This is a genomic window from Frankia sp. AiPa1 (genome assembly GCF_023243075.1).
Taxonomy (GTDB): Bacteria; Actinomycetota; Actinomycetes; order Frankiales; family Frankiaceae; genus Frankia.
Map to the genome: position 1 here is coordinate 113872 of NZ_JALKFZ020000177.1, position 21424 is coordinate 135295.

At 72.2% G+C, this 21424-nt stretch carries 14 protein-coding genes; 7 read left to right on the forward strand and 7 right to left on the reverse strand.

The genetic code is table 11. The features are described from left to right. Positions 1-190: 190 nt before the first annotated feature. The 5 genes from MXD95_RS22770 to MXD95_RS22790 form a co-directional block, all read right to left on the reverse strand. On the reverse strand, positions 191-1006 hold the full coding sequence (locus tag MXD95_RS22770) for a class I SAM-dependent methyltransferase (protein ID WP_250642737.1): 816 nt from the start codon (positions 1004-1006) through the stop codon (positions 191-193). A 111-nt stretch (positions 1007-1117) separates the two neighbouring features. Beyond that, on the reverse strand, positions 1118-3142 hold the full coding sequence (locus MXD95_RS22775) for a serine/threonine-protein kinase (protein WP_250642738.1): 2025 nt from the start codon (positions 3140-3142) through the stop codon (positions 1118-1120). Between the two features lie 125 nt (positions 3143-3267). After that, the gene (locus tag MXD95_RS22780; RefSeq protein ID WP_250642739.1) at positions 3268-5283 is read right to left on the reverse strand and encodes a glycosyltransferase family protein; all 2016 of its coding nucleotides are present in this window, start codon (positions 5281-5283) and stop codon (positions 3268-3270) included. A 226-nt stretch (positions 5284-5509) separates the two neighbouring features. Then, positions 5510-6031: a hypothetical protein gene (locus MXD95_RS22785; protein ID WP_250642740.1), complete on the reverse strand. Its 522-nt coding sequence runs from the start codon at positions 6029-6031 to the stop codon at positions 5510-5512. Continuing rightward, positions 6028-6240: a hypothetical protein gene (locus MXD95_RS22790; RefSeq protein WP_250642741.1), complete on the reverse strand. Its 213-nt coding sequence runs from the start codon at positions 6238-6240 to the stop codon at positions 6028-6030. The genes MXD95_RS22785 and MXD95_RS22790 overlap by 4 nt, the downstream gene beginning before the upstream one ends. Positions 6241-6452: 212 nt before the next feature. On the opposite strand from MXD95_RS22790, the gene MXD95_RS22795 reads away from it, so the two are divergent. The 7 genes from MXD95_RS22795 to MXD95_RS22825 all read left to right on the forward strand — a co-directional run bounded on the left by MXD95_RS22795 (position 6453) and on the right by MXD95_RS22825 (position 15396). After that, complete coding sequence (locus MXD95_RS22795) at positions 6453-7838, forward strand: thioesterase domain-containing protein (protein ID WP_250642742.1); 1386 nt, start codon at positions 6453-6455, stop codon at positions 7836-7838. A gap of 145 nt (positions 7839-7983) precedes the next feature. Beyond that, entirely contained in the window at positions 7984-8874 is an 891-nt protein-coding gene (locus tag MXD95_RS22800; protein WP_250642743.1) for a TIGR03854 family LLM class F420-dependent oxidoreductase, read from the forward strand. Between the two features lie 797 nt (positions 8875-9671). After that, entirely contained in the window at positions 9672-10055 is a 384-nt protein-coding gene (locus MXD95_RS22805) for a hypothetical protein (RefSeq protein WP_308301558.1), read from the forward strand. A gap of 192 nt (positions 10056-10247) precedes the next feature. Continuing rightward, positions 10248-11786, forward strand: a complete 1539-nt coding sequence (locus MXD95_RS22810; RefSeq protein WP_250642744.1) for an NAD(P)/FAD-dependent oxidoreductase — start codon at positions 10248-10250, stop codon at positions 11784-11786. Positions 11787-12002: 216 nt separating this feature from the next. Next, positions 12003-13982 carry a hybrid sensor histidine kinase/response regulator gene (locus MXD95_RS22815; protein ID WP_250642745.1) on the forward strand — a complete coding sequence of 660 codons (1980 nt, stop codon included), beginning with the start codon at positions 12003-12005 and terminating at the stop codon, positions 13980-13982. Positions 13983-14209: 227 nt separating this feature from the next. Further along, on the forward strand, positions 14210-14737 hold the full coding sequence (locus tag MXD95_RS22820; protein WP_250642746.1) for a response regulator: 528 nt from the start codon (positions 14210-14212) through the stop codon (positions 14735-14737). Beyond that, complete coding sequence (locus tag MXD95_RS22825) at positions 14734-15396, forward strand: sensor histidine kinase (protein ID WP_250642747.1); 663 nt, start codon at positions 14734-14736, stop codon at positions 15394-15396. The genes MXD95_RS22820 and MXD95_RS22825 overlap by 4 nt, the downstream gene beginning before the upstream one ends. A 308-nt stretch (positions 15397-15704) precedes the next feature. Here the strand turns inward: MXD95_RS22825 and MXD95_RS22830 are convergent, their stop codons facing one another. After that, positions 15705-16679 carry a ribokinase gene (locus MXD95_RS22830; RefSeq protein ID WP_250642748.1) on the reverse strand — a complete coding sequence of 325 codons (975 nt, stop codon included), beginning with the start codon at positions 16677-16679 and terminating at the stop codon, positions 15705-15707. Between the two features lie 204 nt (positions 16680-16883). Further along, on the reverse strand, positions 16884-21245 hold the full coding sequence (locus MXD95_RS22835) for a diguanylate cyclase domain-containing protein (RefSeq protein WP_250642749.1): 4362 nt from the start codon (positions 21243-21245) through the stop codon (positions 16884-16886). Positions 21246-21424: the final 179 nt, after the last annotated feature.

Genomic DNA, 21424 nt, shown 5'->3' on the forward strand with positions numbered 1-21424 from the left:
GCGCGGCTACCCGGACGCGGGCACGTCCGGGTAGCCGGATTGCCCCGCGTGAACGTGGCATCTCCGGGTGCGCAGTGAGCGTGGTCCACGGTCTGCCCCCAACGGCGAATGCGGGGCCTACCCTAACGGGGACGTTCAGGGCGCCTCGTGACGCCCGTGGGCGTTGTGTACGTAGTGGGGCGGACTGGTGTCACGTTGAGGACACGGGCCGGCTGGTGACAAAGATCGATGTTGACGGTACGTAGGCGCCGCGCCGCGGTCCCCACTGTCCCCAGGTCTGCGCCAGGTCCGCCGGCCATTCGGGTTCGAGCAGGTCATGCAGGACAAGCCCGGCCCCGACGATCTCCCGGACGCGGTCGCCGACGGTGCGGTGCGTCTCGGTGTAGATGGCGCGGCCGGCCTCGTCGTGCTCGGTGTAGGCACGCCGGTCGAAGTAGCTGTGGTAGATCCGTAGACCGATTTCCTCGTCCGGCTCGTCGGGCAGGCACCAGACGAACGGGTGCGTGGTGGAGAACACCCACCGTCCGCCCGGGCGTAGCACCCGGGCGACTTCGCGCATCAGCGCGGCGGAGTCGGCCACGAACGGCACGGCGCCGAACGCCGAGCAGGCGAGGTCGACGCTCTCGTCGGCGATCGGCAGCGCCACGGCGTCGGCCTGGACGAGGGGTACCTCGATGCCGGTGCGCGTTCCGAGGGCCCGGGCCTCGGCGAGCTGCCCGCTGGACAGGTCCAGCCCCACCACCCGCGCCCCCTGGGTGCGCAGCCAGCGGGCGCACTGCGCGCCACCGCAGCCGACCTCGAGCACGATGCGGCCCTCGACGTCGCCGAGGAGTCGCAGCTCGGACTCGCGCAGCCCTTCCGGGCTCCAGCAGAAGTCGCTGTCACCGAGGAACGTGCCGTGCTCGGCCTGGTAGTCGGATGCGGTGTCGTCCCAGTAGTGCCGGCTGGCGTGCCTGGCGGTGTCGGCGTCGATGTCGACGTACCCGTGGAGGGGCGGGTTGGTCACGGTGCTCCTGGGTCGGTCTGCTCTGGGTCGTACGTCGGTCTGTTCTGGGGCGAACTACGTCGGTCTGTTCTGCGGCGAACACAGTGCTGTCGGGCTGGTCGCGGTGCTGCGTCAAGCGCCGGTGTGGTCGACGGCGGTGCCGATGACGGCGCGGTCCTCGGCAACGGTGATCGGGGTGTAGACCACCGGAACACCGGTCTGCCGGTCGACCAGCCGGCCGCGCCGGCTCTCGCCGACCAGCCGGGCTCGTCCCTGCAGCGAGCTGAGGCTCACCTCGCGGTCCGCCGGGCCGAACGGTCCGGTTCCGGCGAGCCCGGACTGGGTCGGGTTCTCCGTCGCGTAGACGCGCACGACGGTGCCCGGCACGGTCGTCCAGCGCAGGACCGTGCCGCCCAGGGTGGCGCGGGCCTCCAGGTCCAGCACGGGACGCGGCCGGGCCACGACGCGAATGACGACCTGGCTCGCGTCCGTCGGGGCCAGCGCGTCCGACCCATCGGGACCGGCGACCCACAACCGGTAGCGGTAGACGGCGCTCGGGGCGACATCGGTGTCGACGAAGTGGCCGCCGGCCCCGCGAAAGCGCCGTTTGGCGCCGGACAGCGCCGACGACTCGGCGAACGTCCGCTCGATGATCACCTCGTCATGATGGGGCATCGGCCGCCAGGACAGTTCCACCGCATCCCCGGTCATCGTCGCCCGTAGAGCGGTCACCGCCGGCGCCAGCGTCCGAGCCGCCGTGCGCGCCGCCGCCGAGCGCCGCCGCCCGGACGCCCCGGTCAGCACCGCCACCACCTCGTGCCAGTACGTCACCCCCCGGGGCACCCCGGCATCGGACAGTTCGGTTGCGGTGGTGATGCCCAGCCCTCGTTCCCGGCGTCCTCCCGGCGCGGTCGGGTCGGCGAGCACCCGGCACACCCGGTAGGACACTCCCGGCGTCGTCGACGGCGCCCAGCGCAGCACGACCGCGCCCTCCTGCACCGCCGCGGTCAGGTCGGTCGGCGCCCGCGGTGTCTCCGCACCAGACGGCGCCACGGGCACGGGGGGCGCCCCGATCCCGCCGCCGGCACCGGACGGCCCGCGCTCGGGCTCGGGGGCCCGGGTCGGGTCGCGCTGGTCGGGCAGGTCGGAGGGCGGGGGCCGCACGCGGGTGCGCGCGGCGAGCCGGGTCGGATCACCCTCGTCGTACCCGGCCGGCTGGTCGTACTGGCCCTGCTGGTCGTCCTGGTCCGGCTGGTCGTACGGGGCTTGCTGGTCGTTCCAGGTCAGCTGTTCGGTCCGGGCCGGCTGGGCGATCCGGGTCAGGCTGACGGGGGGCCGGGTGACCCGGCGGAGCAGCTCGCGGGCGTGCTCCGGGTCGATCCGCCGCTGCGGGTCCTTCTCCAGCAGGCCGTCGAGCACCGGGGCAAGGGGACCGGCATGCGGCGCCGGCGCCGGCGGGTGCAGCACGATCGCGGCGAGCATCGCGCCGAAACTGTCCCGCTCGAACGGCGGGCGTCCCTCGAGCGCGAAGTACAGCGTGCCGCCCAGGCTGAACAGGTCGCCGTCGAACGTCGCCGGATAGTTGTTGAGCCGCTCCGGGGCCATGTACAGCGGCGTGCCCAGCACGCCGGTCACGGTCAGAGTGGGGTCGCCGTCGCCGGTGGCGATGCCGAAGTCGGTGAGCACGGTCCGCCCGTCCGTGCCGATGAGCACGTTGGACGGTTTCACATCCCGATGGACGATGCCGTGGTCACGCGCGGCGATCAGCGCGTCGAGCACGGCCAGCCCCACCCGGGCCGCCCGCGCGGGGGACAGCGGGCCGTCGTCACGCACGACTTCGAACAGGGACCGGGACGGCACCAGTTCCATCACGATCCACGGCAGGCCGTTCTCCAGGACGACGTCCAGGATCGTGACGACGTGCGGGTGCCCCCGCAGCTTGGCGGCGTGCCGGGCCTCGCGCATCGCCCGTTCGACCCGGTCGGCCCGCTCCGACCCGGCAACCCCGCCGGCGAGCTCGATCTCCTTCAGCGCGGCCTCGGTCTCCAGCACGCAGTCGAAGGCGCGCCAGACCGTGCCCATCGCGCCCGCGCCAAGGCGCGCGAGGAGGCGATATCGACCCGCCACCACGCGGTCGCCCACTGGACCGGCAGCCACGACACCCCCTCGGCTTCGTTCATTGTCGCAGGCCAGCTTTTCAGGTGAGCGGGAACGTCACGACCTGACCGGCGAAGATCGTCCCATTGGTGCCCCGGGCGACGAACGACCGGTCCACCCGCTGGTCACCTGTCGGCCGCGTGGTCGGTCAGCCACAGATCGACACCGCCGACGTGGCGCGGTGGCCGGCCGAGCAGCTCCACCAGCAGCGTCCGCAGCTGCGCGGTCCGGTGGGCTGGACCGAGGACGACCGCGTCCGGGGACAACCGCGCGTAGGCGGCCCGCACCTGAGACGAGCCGGCCATGGCCGCCCCCGAGACGGCACCGTCGTCGACGTCGATCAGAGCCGAGGTCAACGCGTCCGGCGCCCCGTGGAACGTTGCCCGCCCGGATGGGTCCGGGACCGTGCAGTAACAGCCGGCCATGACGAACCGGAACCCGGCCTTCGCCTGCCACAGCATCGCCTCGGCGCGCTGCGGATGCGGGTAGGGGACCACCAGCGTCGTCGCGCCGGCCGGGATCCGGCGCACCTCGTCGCTGGTGAAGAAGGCCGGGGTTCGAGCCGACGTGGTCAGCAGCGGCGCCGGCAGGAGCGTCGCCAGCGCACCCATCAGCAGCACCAGTGCCCCCGACCGCGCCAGCGCCAGGCTCCCCCGCTCACGTCGCGGTGCCGTGGACTGGCGGGTGAGCAGCCGGTCCAGGCCGACGGCGGTGATCGCCGCGGCGCACAGCATCACGTACAGGGCGAAACGGGATGGAAGTGCGTTGCGTAACACAGGCACTCGTTCGCCGAGCAGCCACGGCATCGGGACCCCGGTGACCCGTCCGTCCACGTGCAGATGGTCACCCAGGGACAGCACCGCCATGACGACGCCGACCGGGACGAGGACCCGCACCAGCGGATGGTGGCGGGCTCCGAACGCCGCGCCGATCGCCAGCAGCATCAGGGGAACCCCCAGGTAGCCGCCGACCTCGACGGCGTTGCCGGTGAATCGCAGGCTGTGCCGTAACGCCGCGGCCGGGGCGAGCTCCTGCAACGGCGTCGGGGTGACGAACGTCCACACGTCACTCACGGCGATGCCGGCCGGCTGGATCGATCCGTGGACCCGCCCGTCGCCGAAGAACTGCACCGTCAACGGCCAGGCGAGCAGGACCGTCGCGGTCCCGGCCGCCACCGCGAGGCCGCGCAGCGCCGGTCCGATCCGCGCCCGCACCATCCTCGGATGCCAGGCGGCCAGCGCGGCCGCTCCGACCGTCCCCGCCAGCAGGGACGACGCGAGCACCTCCTCGCCGATCATCGCCTGCCCGGCGACCGCCAGCCCGAGCAGCATCCCCGTACGCCGTCCTGGCCATCCTCGCGCCTGCCAGCCGTGTCTCGCCTGCCAGCCGTGCCTCGCCGGGTCGCCCGTCGCGGGGTAGGGCAGGTCCGGCGCGCGGCCTCGCGTCCGCGGGCCGCGTACCAACAGGTCGTGCAGCAGCAGCGCGAGGATGGGTGGGAACGGGACGAACGCCAGATGCAGATGCCCGTACGAGCTACCGACCAGGTAGGGCCCGAATCCGTACAACAGCCCACCGGCCGCCGCCGGCGCCACCCGGACGAACCGGCGCAGCAGCAGATACAGGGCGAGACCGCTGACCACCGGCGCCAGCGTCAGCAGCACCGTCAGCGTGAACACCGGCCCGCCGAGCGCGGTGACGGGAGCGGCGATCAGCCCCAACAGCGGCACCGGCGTGCTCCACAGCACGTTCGCCCCATCCGGAGCGTTGATCGTGTGGGTGACGAACGGATCCAGGCCGTGGGCGATCGCGTGTGGCGTCCACCGTAGGTACCAGACGTACAGATAGGCGTCGTTCCCGCCGTAGGTGACCTGTCCCGGATGCCGCCAGCCGGCACGGAAGATCCACATTGCCAGACTCAGATAGGCCACCGTGACCACGAGCCCCGCCGGCATCCTGGCCGGCATCCGGGACGAGATCCGCGCCACTGTCTCCGCCGCTGCCCCCGCCGGACCCGCTCCGATCATCGGCGGGCGCGACTGGTCGTCGGGCATCCGGCGAGTGCCGGCCTGATGCGCGTCATCCGGGCCCGACCGGGCGCTGGCCGTCCCGGAGCCAGACAGCTGGATGTCGGAGCTGCTCACGACGGCCCCCCTTGCGTGTCCCGTGATGTCGACCCGGCGATCAGCAGCCGACGCGCGGAACATTTCAGACGAGTATCCCAACGGCGGACCGACCCACCCGCCTCTGGGTGCTTCGACCCACCTACCTGGCGTGACACCTCGGACGGCAGTTCGCCTCGCCTCGGAGGCCGGCGACCCCTGACCGCGCGATCGCCAGCGGTGACCGTGCGAGCGCCAGCCCTGGCCGTCAGTGCCGGGGTGGCTCCGGGAATGCGTCGGCGCCGCCGGGACGGGGTCTGGACGACTGGTCGGACCATTCCGCGACCAGGGCGGCGAAGGTCCGATACCGCGCCACGGCATAGCCGCCGGACACGACCCCATGCTGGTCGAGAAGCGCGACGGGATAGCCGCGTTCGGCGCGGTAGCCCCGTTCGCCGACGATCACCCTCCCGCCGAGCCGGACGACGCCGACGACGCAGGGCAGCGCCGTCCAGCGGGGGATGCGGGCGGCGGCGAGGATGCTGGGTGTGCGCCAGGCATACAGGCCACACAGACAGTGCTCGTCCGGAATCCGGTCATGACCGATCGGAGGAGCCTGCGGATCGGGGCGCTCGTCGGGGCGGTGCGCGGTGCGCAGGCAGTGTGCCTCGGTGATGCCATCGGCACGCCACAGCAGCATGCCAGGGGGAAACGGCGTCCACGGCGTCCAGGCGGGGCGCAGGTGACCGTCACCGTCCACCGCCCACTGCCGCCAGCCGAGAATGCTCACCCGGGCACCGGCTCCAGTTCGGGCTGCGTGGCTGGCTCGGCGGGAGTGGCCGGAACGGCCGGGATGGTCAGCGGTTCGGCGTCGGGAAAACTGAGCGGCTCGTCCTCGACTATCCGTTCGGGCTTGCCCACGTCACCCATCACTCCACGGTCGGCGCTGGATGCCGTCGAGTCAATGGCCGGTTCGCGCCAGTATGTCCGCGCCCCCATGGTCATGGCCACGGGACGCGCCGCCCACCGTTCTGGATCATCTCGGCGCGGAGGGAGTCGCTGGTGACAACCCTGAAAAGCGGGGCGGCCCGGGTGGGCCGGCGCGTCCTCAGGCGGGGTATGCCGGCCTAGTCCGTGTGGTGAGGGGGTGGGGGTCTAGCAATGGTGTGGTGTTGAATATGACCTTCACGTAGTCATAAGAGGTGATTGTGGTGTTGGGTCCGTCCGCGGCCGATCGGCTCGCCGTTTCCGTCCCTGTGCAGACACTGACCGTCGATGCCGCGACCGACGCCGCGATCGATCCCGTTACCGAGGTCGCCGTCGATGCCGGGGCCGGTCAGGGCGGTCGGGCCGAGGGCGCACGAACGGGTGATCGACCGGGCGAGGCGGGGCGCGCGGTGTCGGAGCCGAGGGCGTGGGCGGACGGGGGCGACGATCCTTATGCGGTCGCCGCGCGGCTGCTCTGGGCGCGGGTGCTCGGCCATCCGGGGATCGACCCGCACGAGGACTCGGACGTTGCTGCCGGTGGGGACGTTGCTGCCGGTGCGGACGTCGCTGCCGGCGCGGACGTCGCTGTCGGGGCGGGCGGTGCGGTCGCGCTGGCGGCGGTACTGCGGGACGAGCTCGGCATCGTGGTGGCAGCGGAGGAGATTCGTGCGGCGCGGACGCCGGCCGGCCTGGCTGGGATCCTCGCGGCGCGGCAGGGGGACGCCGAGCGTCATCCGACCGTCATGCCGCTGACCGGTGCCGGCGCCGGGACCGCGCTGTTCTGCTTCGCGGAGGCGGGGGCGCCGGCGATCGCTCTGCTGCCGTTCGCCCAGCATTTCGCCGGAGAACGACGGGTCTATGGGCTGCAGGCACATGCGCTGGAGCGCCGGGGGCTACCCGACTGGTCGGTGGCGGCGGCGGCCCGCCGGCATGTGGCCGACCTCCGGCTGGTGCAGCCGACCGGGCCGTATCTGCTGGTGGGGCACTCGTTTGGGGGCCTGATCGCGCTCGAGGTGGCCCGGCTGCTGCGGTCGGCGGGTCACGAGATCGCGCTGCTCGCATTGATCGACACCTATCTGCCGGGGACCGCGCGGCTGACCAGGTCCGGCGCGATCATTCCGACGAGCCAGCTGGAGGGTTGCCATCCGGACCGGCCGCATGCCGTGCCGGACCGGGACGGACGTGGAACGCTCGCGGCGGGGGCGGGGCCGGCGCTTGGCCCGCGGGTCGTCGCCGACCGGCTGCGCCAGCTCGTCGAGCTGCCGCTCGCGGGGCTGGTGCGTTTCCGGGGCGCCCATCGCTACGAGGCCTTCCACAACCAGGGCCGGATCCTGACGATGACCTACCGTCCGCACATCTACCCCGGGCGGACCACGGTCTGGCTCGCCGACGACCACGACGAGATCGAGGGCTGGCGCGGGGTGCTGACCGGACCCGCCACGATCCGGCGGATTCCGGGCGATCACCGGCTTGCCCTGCACCAGCCGCTGCTCGGGCAGATCGTCGCCGAGCTGCGGTCCGACCTGGCCGCGGCCGAGGCACCGCCAGTGCCCGCAGGCGAGGCGGCGGCTGCCTCGACGGCCCGCCTGGACGCCACGCCCGCTGGCTGACCGGCCGCCACGTTCGCGGTTAGCGGATTGGCGGGTCCTCGCCCCGGGTTGCCTGCGAGAAAGTGACGCATCTCGCACGTTCCTGCCTCAGTATGGAGGGGCATGCTCGGATGCCGTCGCGGATCCGAGCCAGGACGGAGGGCGTATGAAGATCCGTATCGGGATCGGATTCGGTGGGTTCGGCGGGGTGGCACCCGGCGAGTTCGCCGCACTCGTCGATCGGCTCGAGAAGCTCGAGATCGACTCGTTGTGGCTCTCCGAGCAGCTGTCCCTGCCCGCCGTCGCCCCGTTCGCCGGCCTCGGGTTCACGCTCGGCCGTACCAGCCGGCTCAAGGTGGGTACCGGGGTGGCCATCCTGCCCGGTCGCAACCCGGTGCTGGTGGCCAAGGAACTCGCCTCCCTCGCCCAGTTGGCGCCGCGCCGCGTGCTGCCGGTGTTCGGCCTCGCACCCGGGCGAGAGGTGGACCGATCCGCCTATCCGGTGCCCGCGGGACGGCGCGGGGCGGTCTTCGACGAGGCGCTGGCGCTGGTGCGCCGGTTGCTGAGCGAGCCGACGGTGAGTTTCCATGGAGAGTTCTTCGACCTCGACGACGTCGGCATCGGGGAGCGGCCCGCGCGGCCGCTGGACATCTGGCTTGGGGGTAAGGCACCGGCGGCGCTGCGCCGGATCGGCCGCTTGGGCGACGGCTGGCTGGCCAGCCTGGTCAGTCCGGAGCAGGCCGCCGCCGGGATAGCCGAGATCCGGGCCGCCGCCACGGCCGCCGGGCGGCACGTCGACGACGACCACTACGGACTCAGCCTGCGGCTCGCTTTCGCCCCGCCGTCCGCCGAGACGCTGGCCGCCCTGCGCGGCCGCGATCCACAGGCGGACCCGGCGCGGCTCATGCCGGTCGGATGGGCCGCGGCGCGGGCGGCGATCGCCGAGTACGTCGCCGTCGGCGTCAGCAAGTTCGTCATTCATCCGGCCATCGAGCCGGGTGGGTGGCCGGCCTTCCTGGATTCCTTCACCGCCGAACTGATGCCGTTGGAGAACTGACCGCCAGGATGGTCGACGGTCCGCAGCAATACGCGGCTAATACTTAGCGAGCAACGCATTTGTGTGGTCGCTCAGACGTCCGGCGAGTCTTTGCCAACGCGGTGCACACGGACGACCCAACCTCGATCTGCCGTGTGCGGAAGGTTTTCGTCACGGGCGGGTGACGGTGCATTGGCGGCCGGCATCGGATCGCTCATCGGCGGCGTCTTGGGACATCTCGGGCGACCATCGGCGAGATCCGTGGCCCGGCTCGCCCATGCCCTTGGCGGTCGGCGGCCACTCTGGCGAGGCCATACCGGCACATGTGGGTGAGGTGTCCGGCTTCCGGGGGTGACGGTGCTGGATGCGGGCGGTGCCGGAAACACTGGAGGTGGGCGGGTGGATCGGTTGCGTCATGGCCCCTGTGGTGTCACCCGGGCGAGGCGGCACGCCCGAGTGTCAATATCCGCCGGCCCCTTCCCCTTTCCCAGCCAGACCGCCACAATTGGCTGGTAACAGGGGTTGGTGACGGTGAACGGTCGCGGGGTGAACGGTCGCGGGAGGATCCGTCGTGGGAGGATAGAGCAGGCGGTCGGCGTGCGATGCGGATTAGCCGGCCGGGTGCCTCAATCTCCGCCCAATCGTGCCCCGAGCGATGATCTGAAGGTGCAGGGGGTACTGGCCATGTGGCAGATAACCCGACACCTCAGGCCGTGAAGCGAGACAATCCCGTGCACACCGACAGGCGCTCGGGCACCGGGGAAAGCAACGCGGGAGGAAACGTGGAACGGGCGGAGCACACGAGGACACAGCCACCGGTGCAGACCGACCGGCATGTGGTGGTGGGCGTGCGGGCCGGCGACCTGTCGGATATGGCGGACGTGCTGGTCGCCGCCGATCTGGCCGCCAGGCTCGGCGCTCGCCTGGTACTGATCGCGACGATGGAGCGCTGGGCCCGGTGGGCCCGGTGGACGGCCGGTGTCTACTGCGCCTTCGGCGTGGAGACGGTCATGTGCGCGGCGCGGATCGCCGAGCAGGAGGCCCGGGACGAGTTCGAAAGCCGGCTGCGCTCGCTGCTCGACCTCGTCGGCGTCGAATGGACGCTCGAGTGGTCGGCCGGCTCGTCCCGCCGGGCCGCCGTGCGTTACACCCGTCGCTTCCCCGACGCGACCGTCATCCTGCGCCCCGAACGCCACCGCTGAGCTCCCCCGCCGGGTCCGCCACCCCGGCCTGTCGGCGTCGCCTGGTCACCTGGCGGGCTCCGGCTGCGGTACGAACTGCGGTGACGGTCGGCGCCGGCCGATCGGTGAACGCCACCGCCCCCGGGCGGTCGGCGCCGTTGGGTCGGGGTACGACCCCGCCGGGCGGATATCAGGCGAGCGCGGGGTGGTGGCATGCGGACGGTCGATGTGGCGGTCGTGGGCGCGGGGCTTGCGGGGCTGTCCGCCGCGACGCTGCTCGCCGCCGAGGGTCTCGAGGTCGCGGTCTGGGAAGCGGCCGACGACGTGGGCGGCCGGGTGCGCACCGACGAGGTGGACGGGTTCCTCCTCGACCGCGGTTTCCAGGTGCTCCTGCCGGCCTACCCGGAGGTCGTGCGCCAGATCGACCTACCGGCGCTTCGCGTGCGCCCGTTCGCTCGCGCAGTGCTGCTGCGTGACGGCGTGCGCTCGGTGTCGCTGGGCGATCCGTCCGGTGGGATGGGGGCGCTGGCCGGTCTGGTGCCGGGCCGGGCGCTGCGGGCGGCCGACCTCGTCCGGTTGGCGGCGCTGACCAGCCGGGACCGCTGGGCCCGTCCGGGTGACCTGGTCGCCGGACCCGAGCGGCCGACCCGCGCGGACCTGCTGGCCCGAGGCCTGTCCGTGCCCGCCGTGGACGGTGTGCTCGCCCCTGTGCTTCGTGGGATCTTTCTGGAGGAGCGGCTTGCCACCTCGGCGCGGTTCTTCCACCTGGTGTGGCGCAGTTTCGCCACGCGCCCGCCGGTGCTGCCCGAAGGCGGCATGGCCGCGCTGCCCCGTCAGCTCGCCGCGCGGCTGCGGCCGGGCACGGTGCGCCTGGGCCGCCCGGCTGACATCGTGACCCGCACCGGGGTGCGCTCCCGCGACGGCGAGTCCCTGGTCGCCCGGGCGGTCGTGGTCGCCACGGACGGGACGACGGCGGCCCGGCTGGTTCCGGGGATCGCCGAACCCGCCTGGCACGGCGTGACCACCTACTACTTCCGCACCGACGTCTCCCCGCTGCGCCGCGGGATGCTGGTCGTCGAGGGGGCGACCGACTCCCGCCGCCGTCTGACGCGTCCGCGGCGGACCGGCCCGGTGATCAACACGGTGGTGCTCAACGAGGTGGCCCCGTCCTACGCACCCGCCGGCGCGGCGCTGATCGCCGCATCCGTGCTCGGCGCCTCCCCGGACAGCGGTGCTTCCCCGGACGGCGGTGTCCTCTCCGAGGGCGGTGTTCCCCCGGGCGGCCTGGTCCCCGCGGACGAGGAACGCGCGGTCCGTACCCACCTCGGCGCGCTGTACGGCACCGACACCGGCGACTGGACGCTGCTCGCCCGCTACCCGGTGCCCCGGGCTCTGCCCGCCCTGAGCAGCCCCGCGGTGCTGCGCCGTCCGGTGCGCACCCCGACCGGGGTGTACGTCTGCGGCGACCATCGGGACACCCCATCCATCCAGGGCGCGCTGTTCTCCGGTCGCCGGGCGGCCGAGGCGGTGCTGGCCGACCTCGGCATCTCCCGAACGGACCGCCCGTGGACCGGCGTACCGCGGTCGGACATCTCCCGGGCCGACCCGCGGCGGTGGGACGCCGCCCCCGCCGATGACCAGAGGGCGGATGCCGTCCGACCCGATGCCGTCCGGCCCGATGCGGCCCGACCCGATGCGGCCCGAGCGGATGCCGGCCGTCCCGAGGTCTCGGATCCCGAGATCTCGGGATAGCCAGCAGGGCCCTGGGGGAACGCCGGTCACCCGCCGAGCGCACGGAGGGCACACATCGGACGCATGGTCCACTGAAGGTTGACGAACCAACGATGGCAATCACACGTTGCATGTTCATGGCGGCGCAAGGTGGCGACCAATCGCGCCGCCGTGCTGATCGACGGACGGATCGGCGCTACGATCTGTCCGTCTGTAGCATGATGCTCACCCAGTGGGGTGGTTCACCTGGATGACGGTAGAGGCACCCTTGCCAGCGGCCTGCTGGACGCGGCCCCGGACGCGATCGTCGGCGTGCACGCGGACGGCCGGATCGCGCTGGTCAACGCGCAGGCCGAGCGCCTGTTCGGCTACACGCGCGCGCGGCTGCTCGGTGAGCCGGTCGAGATCCTGATTCCCGAGTCGGCGCGTGCCCTGCATCCGCAGCACCGCGCCTCCTACCTGTGTGATCAACAGCCGCGGCCGATGGGCCTGGGCATGGAGCTCGCCGGGCGGCGCAGCGACGGCAGCGATTTCCCCGCGGAGATCTCCCTGGCGGCGATCCAGACCGGCGACGGCGTGCTCATCACCGCCGCCGTCCGGGACGTCACCGACCGCAAGCGAGCGGAGGCGAAGTTCCGCGGCCTGCTCGAATCGGCGCCGGACGCGATCGTCGGCGTCCTCGGCGACGGCCGGATCGCCCTGGTGAACAGCCAGGCCGAGCGGCTGTTCGGCTACGACCGGGAGGAGCTGCACGGTCAGTCGGTGGAGATCCTCGTGCCGGAGGCCGCCCGGGCCAAGCATCCCGGCCACCGCACCCGGTACTTCGCCGACCCGCAGCCGCGTCCGATGGGCGCCCAGATGCAGCTCGCGGCGCGCCGCCGCGACGGCAGCGAGTTCCCCGCCGAGATCTCGCTGTCCGCCCTGGAGACCGAGGACGGTCTGCTGGTCTCGGCGGCCATCCGGGACGTCACCGAGCGGCTGGAGGCGCAGGCCGAGCGGGAACGGCTGCGGGCCCAGGCCGAGCGCGAACGGATCGAGGCGCAACTGCACCAGTCGCAGCGCCTGGAGAGCCTCGGCCAGCTCGCGGGTGGCGTGGCGCACGACTTCAACAACCTGCTCGGCGTGATCATCAACTACACCGCGTTCGTCTCCGAGGTGGTCTCGTCCGCGGCCGACGGTGACGACGGCGGCGCGTGGGAGCCGGTGCGCCGCGACATCGAACAGGTGCAGCGGGCCGCCGAGCGGGCCACCCAGCTCACCCACCAGCTGCTCGCGTTCGGCCGCCGGGAGGTCGTCCAGCCGCGGGTGCTCAACCTCAACGAGGTCGTGCACGGCATCGAGGACATGCTGCGGCGCACCCTGGGCGAGCACGTCGAGCTGATCACCCTGCCGTCACCCGAGCCGTGGGCCGTGTTCGCCGACGCCGGGCAACTCGAGCAGGTGCTGGTCAACCTGGCCGTCAACGCCCGTGACGCGATGCCCGGCGGCGGCAACCTCACCATCGACACGTCCAACATCGAGCTGCACGACGACATGGCCACCGAACGGCCCGGCATCAAGCCCGGCCGCCATGTCAACCTGCGGATCAGCGACAGCGGGACGGGGATGTCCCCGGAGACGGTCAGCCGGGCCTTCGAGCCCTTCTTCACCACCAAGCGCAAGGGCGAGGGCTCGGGCCTGGGGCTGGCCACCGTCTACGGCATCATCACCCAGGCCGGCGGCCACGCGGAGATCTACTCGGACCTCGGCCTGGGGACGACGGTCAGCATCCTGCTGCCGGTGGTCGAAACCGAGGCCCTGGCGCCCGAGCCGGTCACCGAATCGGTGGTCCTCACCGGCGGTGAGACCATCCTGGTCGTCGAGGACGAGCGGGCGATGCGCGAGGTCACCCGCCGCCTGCTCATCCGCAACGGCTATGACGTGATCATCGCGGCGGACGGCCACCGAGCCGTCGAGATCGCCGCGAACCACCACGTCGAGATCGACCTGCTGCTCACCGACGTGGTGATGCCCCAGATGCTCGGGCGGACGGTGGCCGAACTCGTCCGCCGGCACCGTCCGGAGATCCGCGTGCTGTTCATGTCCGGCTACGCCTACTCGGTGTTGGCCCACAGCGGTACCCTCGATCCCGGGCTGATCCTGCTGCCGAAGCCGTTCTCCGAGCAGGTGCTGCTGACCAAGGTGCGGGAAGTGCTCGACAGCTCGGCCGATCCCTGAGCGCCGCGACGGCCCGCCCCGGGGCTCCGTGGCCGGGGACGCGCAGCCCCGGGGCTGCCAGGGCTGGTGGGGTCGGCGGAGTTTGGGTCGGCGGAGTCCGCGGGGCGCGGCGAAGTTTCCGCCACTGTCGTCGGCCACCTCGGGCAAACCGTCCGTTACCGGTACGGTTGCCCCAGAACAGATCCCGTCCGTTCTGGACGGGACAGGCGGTGAACCTGGGGGGCGAGATGAACGCTCCGTCGGTCGGGACGTCCGCCGGCAGCGGTAATGACAGCGGCGGGGCGGATAGCACCGGCACCGGCACCGGCGGCACCGGCGGCACCGGCTGCTGTGGCGGCAGTGGCGCTGCGCGGGTGCTTGTTCTGGACGACAACGAGATGCTTCGCGGCCTGCTCAGCCGGATTCTGGTCGGCGCGGGTCTCCAGGTCAGCGAGGCGGCCTCGGTCGAGGAGGCACTTCGCCTGAACCCGGGCGCATATGACGCCGTCGTGCTTGATATTCGCCTCGAGGGGCGCCCCGGCACCGACCTGGTGGACGAGCTGCGCCGGTCCGATCCGGGGGCCGTGCGCCGCTGTCTGTTGCTCACCGGCGCGCCCGGTCTCGACCAGGTTCCACCGGACGTGCCCGTCGTGGGCAAACCGTTCACCGCCGACCAGATCGTCGGTGAGGTCCGGCGGATCCTGCGCGCGGAGGGCCCCGGGCACCGGCCGGTTGAGGCCGGGCCGGTTGCGGCCGGGCCGGCCGAGCCGGGATGAGCGTCCGCGGTGACGAGGGCGGTCCCCAATCCCGTGAGCTGCTCCGGCTGCTCGTCGCCCTGCAGGAACGGGGCCAGCGAGCGCTGGCCACCCACCTGCACGACGGGCCGATGCAGGAGTTCACCGCGATTCTTCTGGAGCTGGCGAGTGTGCGGCGACGGCTCCCCGATGATCTTGCCGAACGGCTGGTGGCGATCGAGGAACGGCTTCGCGCGACCACCCTTGCCCTGCAGCTGCCGCCGAGTGCCTTCCGGCTCGGCAACGACGCCCGGCACGCCCTGATCTCCGGGCTTGCCCAGCGGGTCGACGGCCTGTTGGTCGACCGGCTCGACACCGAACTGCACGTCGAGGAGGATCCGCCCACCTACGAGGAGATCGCGGTGGCGCTCGCCGCCGTTCAGGTGCTGTTGCTGGCGAGCAATCCGATCAACGCCGGTGAGCAGGCCTGGCTGTCGGCCCGTTCCAGGCCGGGCGGACTCGACCTGTGCCTGCGGATGCACCCGTCCGGGCACGAGCTCCCCGCGGACGAGGCGCGGGCGGCCCGGCTGCGCCCGGTCGCGGATCTGATCGGCGCCGACCTGCGGCACGACGCCGAGTCCGCGAGCTGGACCGCCACCATTCACCTCGGGCGCCTGGGCCGTAGTACCTCGTCCCCCTGACGCGGTCGACATCCCCCGGGCGCCGGTCGATACCCCCTGACGCCCGCCGACATCTCCCTGCCGCCGGTCGACCCGGGCCGTATGGTTTTCGGGGGTGGCGGCGCTGCTGATGAGCGGGGATGTCGCTTTTACCGGGCAATCTGTCTGATTTGTCCATTCGTAACCCGGTAGAAGCGACACGGAGGCCTTCCGGGGCCGGTCGGTCGTCACGCGCTGCGGCGAGAAGGTCGGTGTGGCGGGTCGGCGGTGGGGGGATGGCTCGCTGGTCATGACGACCGGGGCTGACGGTGACGGCGTGGCACCATGCGTCACCGGAAAGCGCGGGCGGCGAGCAGGTCGTCGAACCGGGCGCGGCTCGGCATCGCCGCGGCGGCGCCGGGCCGCCCGATGGCGAGGGACGCCGCAAGATTCGCGTGAAACAGGGCCGTCGCCGCGGGCAGCCCGCCGGCAAGGCCTGCGGCAAGCGCACCGCAGAAGCAGTCGCCAGCCCCGGTCGTGTCCACCACCGGCATCTCGAGGGCGGCAAGGGTCACCACCGTGTCCTCGATCCGTGCGCAGACCCCGGCGGCACCGAGCGTCACGACGATGTTCCGACTCGGACCGATGCCATCCGCCAGCAGGCCGCGCACCCGAGCCAGAAGCTGTGCCCGCGCCAGCGGCTGGGACTCGGCCCACGTCGAGTCCGACGCGGACGTCACCAGCGGCGCGGCCTGTGGCACCAGACCGGCGAGCTCGTGCTCGTTGACGACCAGCAGATCGACCGCGGCCAGCAACTCCTGCGGATCCGGCCGGTAGGGGGCGGCGTTGAGGACGACACAGGCGCCGGCCGCCTGGGCGCGGGCGATCGCGTCGGCGTTGACCTCGGCCGGGATCTCATTCTGCAGGAGTAAGACATCCGCGGGACCCAGGCCGACCGCGGTGAGGTGGGTCGCCGTCGTCTTCGCGTTGGCCCCTGCGACGACCGCGATGACATTCTCCCCGGCCACGTCGACCATCGTGACCGCCGTGCCCGTGGGCGTGTCCGAGCGGGCCAGGCCGGCCAGGTCGATCTCCTCGGCCTGGAGGAACTCACGCAGCGTCGCGGCGAAGCCGTCCGAGCCGACGGCGCCGACCAGGTGGGTGGGAGCGCCCAGCCGCCGGGCGGCGACGGCCTGGTTGGCACCCTTGCCACCCGGGGTGATTGCGACCGCCGAGCCACGTACCGTCTCCCCGGGGCGGGGGAGCGCATCGACCCTGGTCGTCACGTCCATGTTGACTGAGCCGACCACGACGACCCGACCCATCTGATCGCCTCCGCTCGGTCCGGCTCCGCCGTCTGGCTGCCCTGCCGGTGGTGAGCCTCTCCCAACCAGCCGGCCGGGTGGGAGGCGACCGGCCGAGTCGTCCACCACATGTGGACCGAGCCGGATGCGGCATCCGCCCAACGGGGCCGGGATTCGGCGGCCAGGGGTTCGGCGGCGAGGGGCGCAACGGGTGGGTGGGAACCCTCAACGGGCGGTGGGGAACATGGCACGGGGGTCGCGAGCGGCGCGTTTGGCGGCATACATGTCGGCGTCCGCGCGGCGGATGACGGCGTCCGGACCGGACCGGGTGACGTCGACTCCCCGGGAGGAGGCCACCCCGATGGCGGCTCGTACGACGATGGTCCGCCCGGCGATGGCCACGGGGCCGGCGATGGCTCGGCGCACCCCGGCCAGGATCGTGCGGACGGCGGCGGCGTCCGCCTCGGGAAGCACGACGAGGAACTCGTCACCGCCGAGCCGGTACACCTCGTCGGAAGTGACTCCGGCGACGCCGGTGAGCCGAGCCGCGATGGTACGCAGCACATCGTCCCCGGCATGATGGCCGAACGTGTCGTTCACCGGTTTGAAGTCGTCGAGATCGATCAGCACGATGGTGAAGGTGGTGCGTTCGTCGGCGAGCCGGGCGAGCCGCTCGGTGAGCCCCACCCGGTTGCCGAGGCCGGTGAGGGTGTCGTGGGTGGCCTGCCACCAGATCCGGGCCTGCAGCTCGCGGCGTTCGCCGACCTCATGGCAGGTCACCATCAGGTCGCAGCACAGCGGGCCGGACCGCTTGGTCGCCTCGAGGTCGAACCAGCGATGACCGCCGTCCGCGGTGCGCAGCCGGATGTCGAGCAGGCAGTCCGGTCGCGCGCCCGAGTCGCCGCGCCGCGGCTCGTCATGCTGAAGCTCGTCATGCTGAATCTGGTCATGCGCAAGCTCGTCGAGGTACGCCCGCACGGCCGCCTGGTCGTCCGGATGGACGAGGTCGAGCAGCGGCAGGCCGAGTCGGTGGTTGGCCCGGTGGCCGAGCAGGGACTCGATCGCGGAGGTCAGAAAGATGATGTATCCGGCGTGGTTGAGGACGACGACGATGTCGTGTGACTCCTGCAGCAGCAGGTTCAGCCGCGCGCCTTCGCGCCGGGTCTGCTGGCTCTCCCGCAGCAGGGTCCACAGCAGGACGGCGGCGGTCACGACCACCAGGACGATGACGATCAGATCGCTGGGCGGATGGTTCGCCGGCGGCCCCTCGTACACCGCCCGGCTGTCCTGGCGCAGGATCAGATAGAAGGGCTGCGGGACCGCCGGCACAGAGCCCGCTTCGGCGAGCGCGGCGCCGCTCCCACCCGCTCGATCACCATCGCAGCTCCGGTCGCACAGAGTGATCTTTCGGCTGTTGCCTGGCTGGATCGGCCGCAGTTGCGCCGCGTCGACCAGCTGACGTCCGACGAGACCATGGTCCGTCGACATCAGCGTCCGTCCCTCGCTGTCGACCAGACTGAGCGTAAGGCCGGTCAGGGGGAGAGCGCCGGTCAGCTGGTCGGCCGCCGAGGTGCTCTGGGCGCCGATCAGCCCGGCGAACGGGATCCGGCTCGAGGCCCGACCAAGGAGCAGGTAGCCGATGGTGCGGCCATCGCGCTGCGCGGGGACCACACTGACGATGGAGATGTCGTCGGTGTTGTAGGGGTCCGCGGACGTGGGGACACGATGGACGGCGAGGACGTTGAGGCCCTCGTGGCGGGCGAGCGGCCAGAGCTGGCTGCCGGGCTTGATCGGTACGTCCGCGCCGGCCGGACGTACCGCCAGCGGCCGGCCGCCGTTGTCGACGAAGGCAAGCACCGCGTCCGGAGTGGACAGCTGCGGCCCGGCGATCGACTCCAGCGCCCGGGCGTCGGCGTCCCGGTCGGTCGGCGACCAGGGCAGCGCGGAGATGGGAGCAACCAGGTCGCTCGGCCGGCTCAGCCGGGCGAGGAGCCTCGCTGTGGTGATGGCCAGCGTCGTGCTCTGTCGGATCCGCAGGTCATCGGAACGTCGCTGGTCGGCGTGCTCGATCGCCATGGTGGCCATGGTGCTGGCGAGGATCATCATGGCCAGCACCAGCAGGCTGATCACGCGCGGCAGAAGGGTATACGCGTGGAGCGTCCGGCCGGCGCGAGAGCGACTGGTACCACCACCGCAGGTACCAACACCGCAGGTACGCAGACCGCAGGTACAGGGATGGCGGGTACGGGATCGGCTGCGACGGCGGGAGCCACGCGCGCGGCGGGCATGCGACCGCCGTGCGCGGCGGGGCCTGGCCCGGGGCTCGCGGATCCGGTCACGTGCCGTCGCCGGCCCGTTCGGTTCGCCCCGACGGGACGTGGCGGCTGCCACGGCAGCGGCCCTGTTCTCGGCGGCCATGCCCTCGGTCGTCTCGTCCTTGGCGACGCCGTTCGAGATACCGCCGTTCGAGATACCGCCGTTCGAGCTGTCACCGCTCGGGACGTCGCCAGTGGGGACGTCCATCCCGTCGGCGGCGAGGGTTCCGACGTCCATGCCGTCCACGTCCATGGTGATGACGTCCAGCAGGTCGATCTGGGCCGGTTCGATCACGGTGAAGTCGCCGACGGTGGTCTGGTGGCGTCCAGCGACGGACGGCTCGGAGCCGGGCACGCTGCCGGTGAGCCGGGCGAAGCGGCCCGCGCCGAGCTGTTTGGCGTGGTACATGGCCTGGTCGGCCTGCCGGAGAAGCACCTCGGCGGTCGTGCCCGCATCGAAATGCTCCGCCGGGAGCGTGGTGTCGGTCGCCGCGATGCCGACGCTCGCGCCGACCCGCACCGCGGTGTCATCGTCGATGAAGACTGGCCGGGCGGCGGCCCGGATGATGCGGGTGGCCGCGGCGCAGCTAGCCGGCGTGTCCGTGTTGGGTAACAGGATCCCGAACTCGTCGCCGCCGAGACGCGCGCAGGTGGCCCGCGGACCCAGCTCGGACCGAAGCCGGGCGCTGATCTCCCGCAGCACGCGATCGCCGGCGAGGTGCCCGTAGACGTCGTTCACGGGCTTGAATCGGTCAAGGTCCACATACAGGACCGCGAGGGGCGCGCGGGCGGCGGTCGGGTCGCGCGGGAACGTCGGGTCGCGCGGGGACGTCGGGTCGCTCGGGGACTCAGCACCCGTCAGGCAGGCCGCCAGGTGTTCCTCGAACGCGGAGCGGTTGAGCAGGCCGGTGAGCGGGTCGTGATGTGCCTGGTAGGTGAGCTGGTCGAGCAGGCGAATACGGTGGCCGGCAGCGTGGCAGGTAATGATCACTTCGCTGGACGTGCCGCGGGTGGGCAGCGGGCGGGCGGCCACGTCAAACCAGGCGGTGTCCCCGCCCGCGGTGCGTAACCGCAGGCCGAGCTCCGAGCCGGGTATGTGCTCCGAGTCCTCGACCAGGCGGCGCAGCCGGTCGGCGTCGTCGGGATGCGCGAGATCGGCGACGGGGCGTCCCGTCCAGGCCGCCGCGGAGTGCCCGAGCAACGTCTCGATCGCCTGGCTGACGAAGACCATCGTGGCGGCCCCGTCGGTGACGAGCACGATGTCGCTGGCCGCGGCGAACAGGGAACCCAGCCAGTTCTGGGTCTGGCGGGCCGAGACCGTCCGCAGCAGCGCGACGAACAGGATGCCCAGCGTGGCCGCGAAGGCCGCGCACAGCAGCGTCAGGTTGCGTCGGTGCCCGCGGGAGCGCAGGTCGGCATACAGCGAGTCGCTGGGCTGCTCGAAGTAGGTGCGGTAGCCCGTCTCCGCCTGCACGGCGGTGATGTTGATGACCTCGCCCTCGGGTCCCGAGGTGCGCCAGACGTGCGTTCCCGGGCCGGTGGCGGCGCGGATGGCCTGGGCCGGGCCGATTCCGTCCGCACCGAGGACCTGGGTACCGAGGACGTGGGTACCGACCGCGGCCTCGTCGGTGGAGGAGAGGGCGACGCCGTTGGGGTCGACGCTCGACACGCGGCCGGAGTCCGCGCTGAGCACGGCGGCGATCCCGTCGCTGGTCGTCAGGTGGATCTGCTCGGTCGACAGGGCCACCAGGACCGCGAAGGGGTGCCCGCTGCGGCCGAGCGGGACGAGCGTCGCGCGCCGCGGGACGCGACCGCGCAGGATGACGGGGGAGACGGCGGTGCGCCCAGCCAGTGCGGCCTGCCAGGCGGCGCCGAGCTGGCGCACGTCGATGCCGCTGCCGGCGGGGCGGACGGCGCGCACCCGACCGGCCGGATCCAGGAGGGCGAGGGAGCTGTTCACGTCGCCCGAGGCGGAGATCTGCAGGCGCGGCAGCAGATCGGCGTTGGCCGGGTCGTCCGGGCGGAAGGGCAGACTCCGCGCGGCCGAGGCCAGGGACGATGTCGACGGACTCAGTGACTCCCACGCGGCGAGCTGCTCGACCATCTGAACGCGGACCTGTAGCCGGGCCGCCTCTTCTCGCTGTAGTAGGTCGTTGCCGAGCAGGAGAGCCAGCATCCCGAGAATGCCGACGGCCAGGAGCACGGCAGCCGGCGGCAGCAGGCGCGCGAGAGCGCGGGATCCCTGTCGGCCGCCGCGGCTGCCTTTGATCATGTTCTCGCCCCGCCCGATGATGTCACCCGGACTCGACGGATCTCACCGTGAGTGAAGAATTTGTTTCGGACGATCGAATGCTTCCTATAGGGGGTGAGCATACAGGGCTGCGCGAAGGTCGCGTGGTGTGACGATCTGTCGCGTTAGGTGACCATGAACTGGAGTGCCCGGTGGCGGTC

Bases quoted from the DNA above. Each gene is read 5' to 3' on its own strand.
- MXD95_RS22810 (WP_250642744.1), top strand. From the start codon at position 10,248: ATGCGGACGGTCGATGTGGCGGTCGTGGGCGCGGGGCTTGCGGGGCTG.
- MXD95_RS22835 (WP_250642749.1), bottom strand. From the start codon at position 21,245: ATGATCAAAGGCAGCCGCGGCGGCCGACAGGGATCCCGCGCTCTCGCG.
- MXD95_RS22800 (WP_250642743.1), top strand. From the start codon at position 7,984: ATGAAGATCCGTATCGGGATCGGATTCGGTGGGTTCGGCGGGGTGGCA.
- MXD95_RS22825 (WP_250642747.1), top strand. From the start codon at position 14,734: ATGAGCGTCCGCGGTGACGAGGGCGGTCCCCAATCCCGTGAGCTGCTC.
- MXD95_RS22820 (WP_250642746.1), top strand. From the start codon at position 14,210: ATGAACGCTCCGTCGGTCGGGACGTCCGCCGGCAGCGGTAATGACAGC.
- MXD95_RS22830 (WP_250642748.1), bottom strand. From the start codon at position 16,679: ATGGGTCGGGTCGTCGTGGTCGGCTCAGTCAACATGGACGTGACGACC.
- MXD95_RS22790 (WP_250642741.1), bottom strand. From the start codon at position 6,240: ATGGGGGCGCGGACATACTGGCGCGAACCGGCCATTGACTCGACGGCA.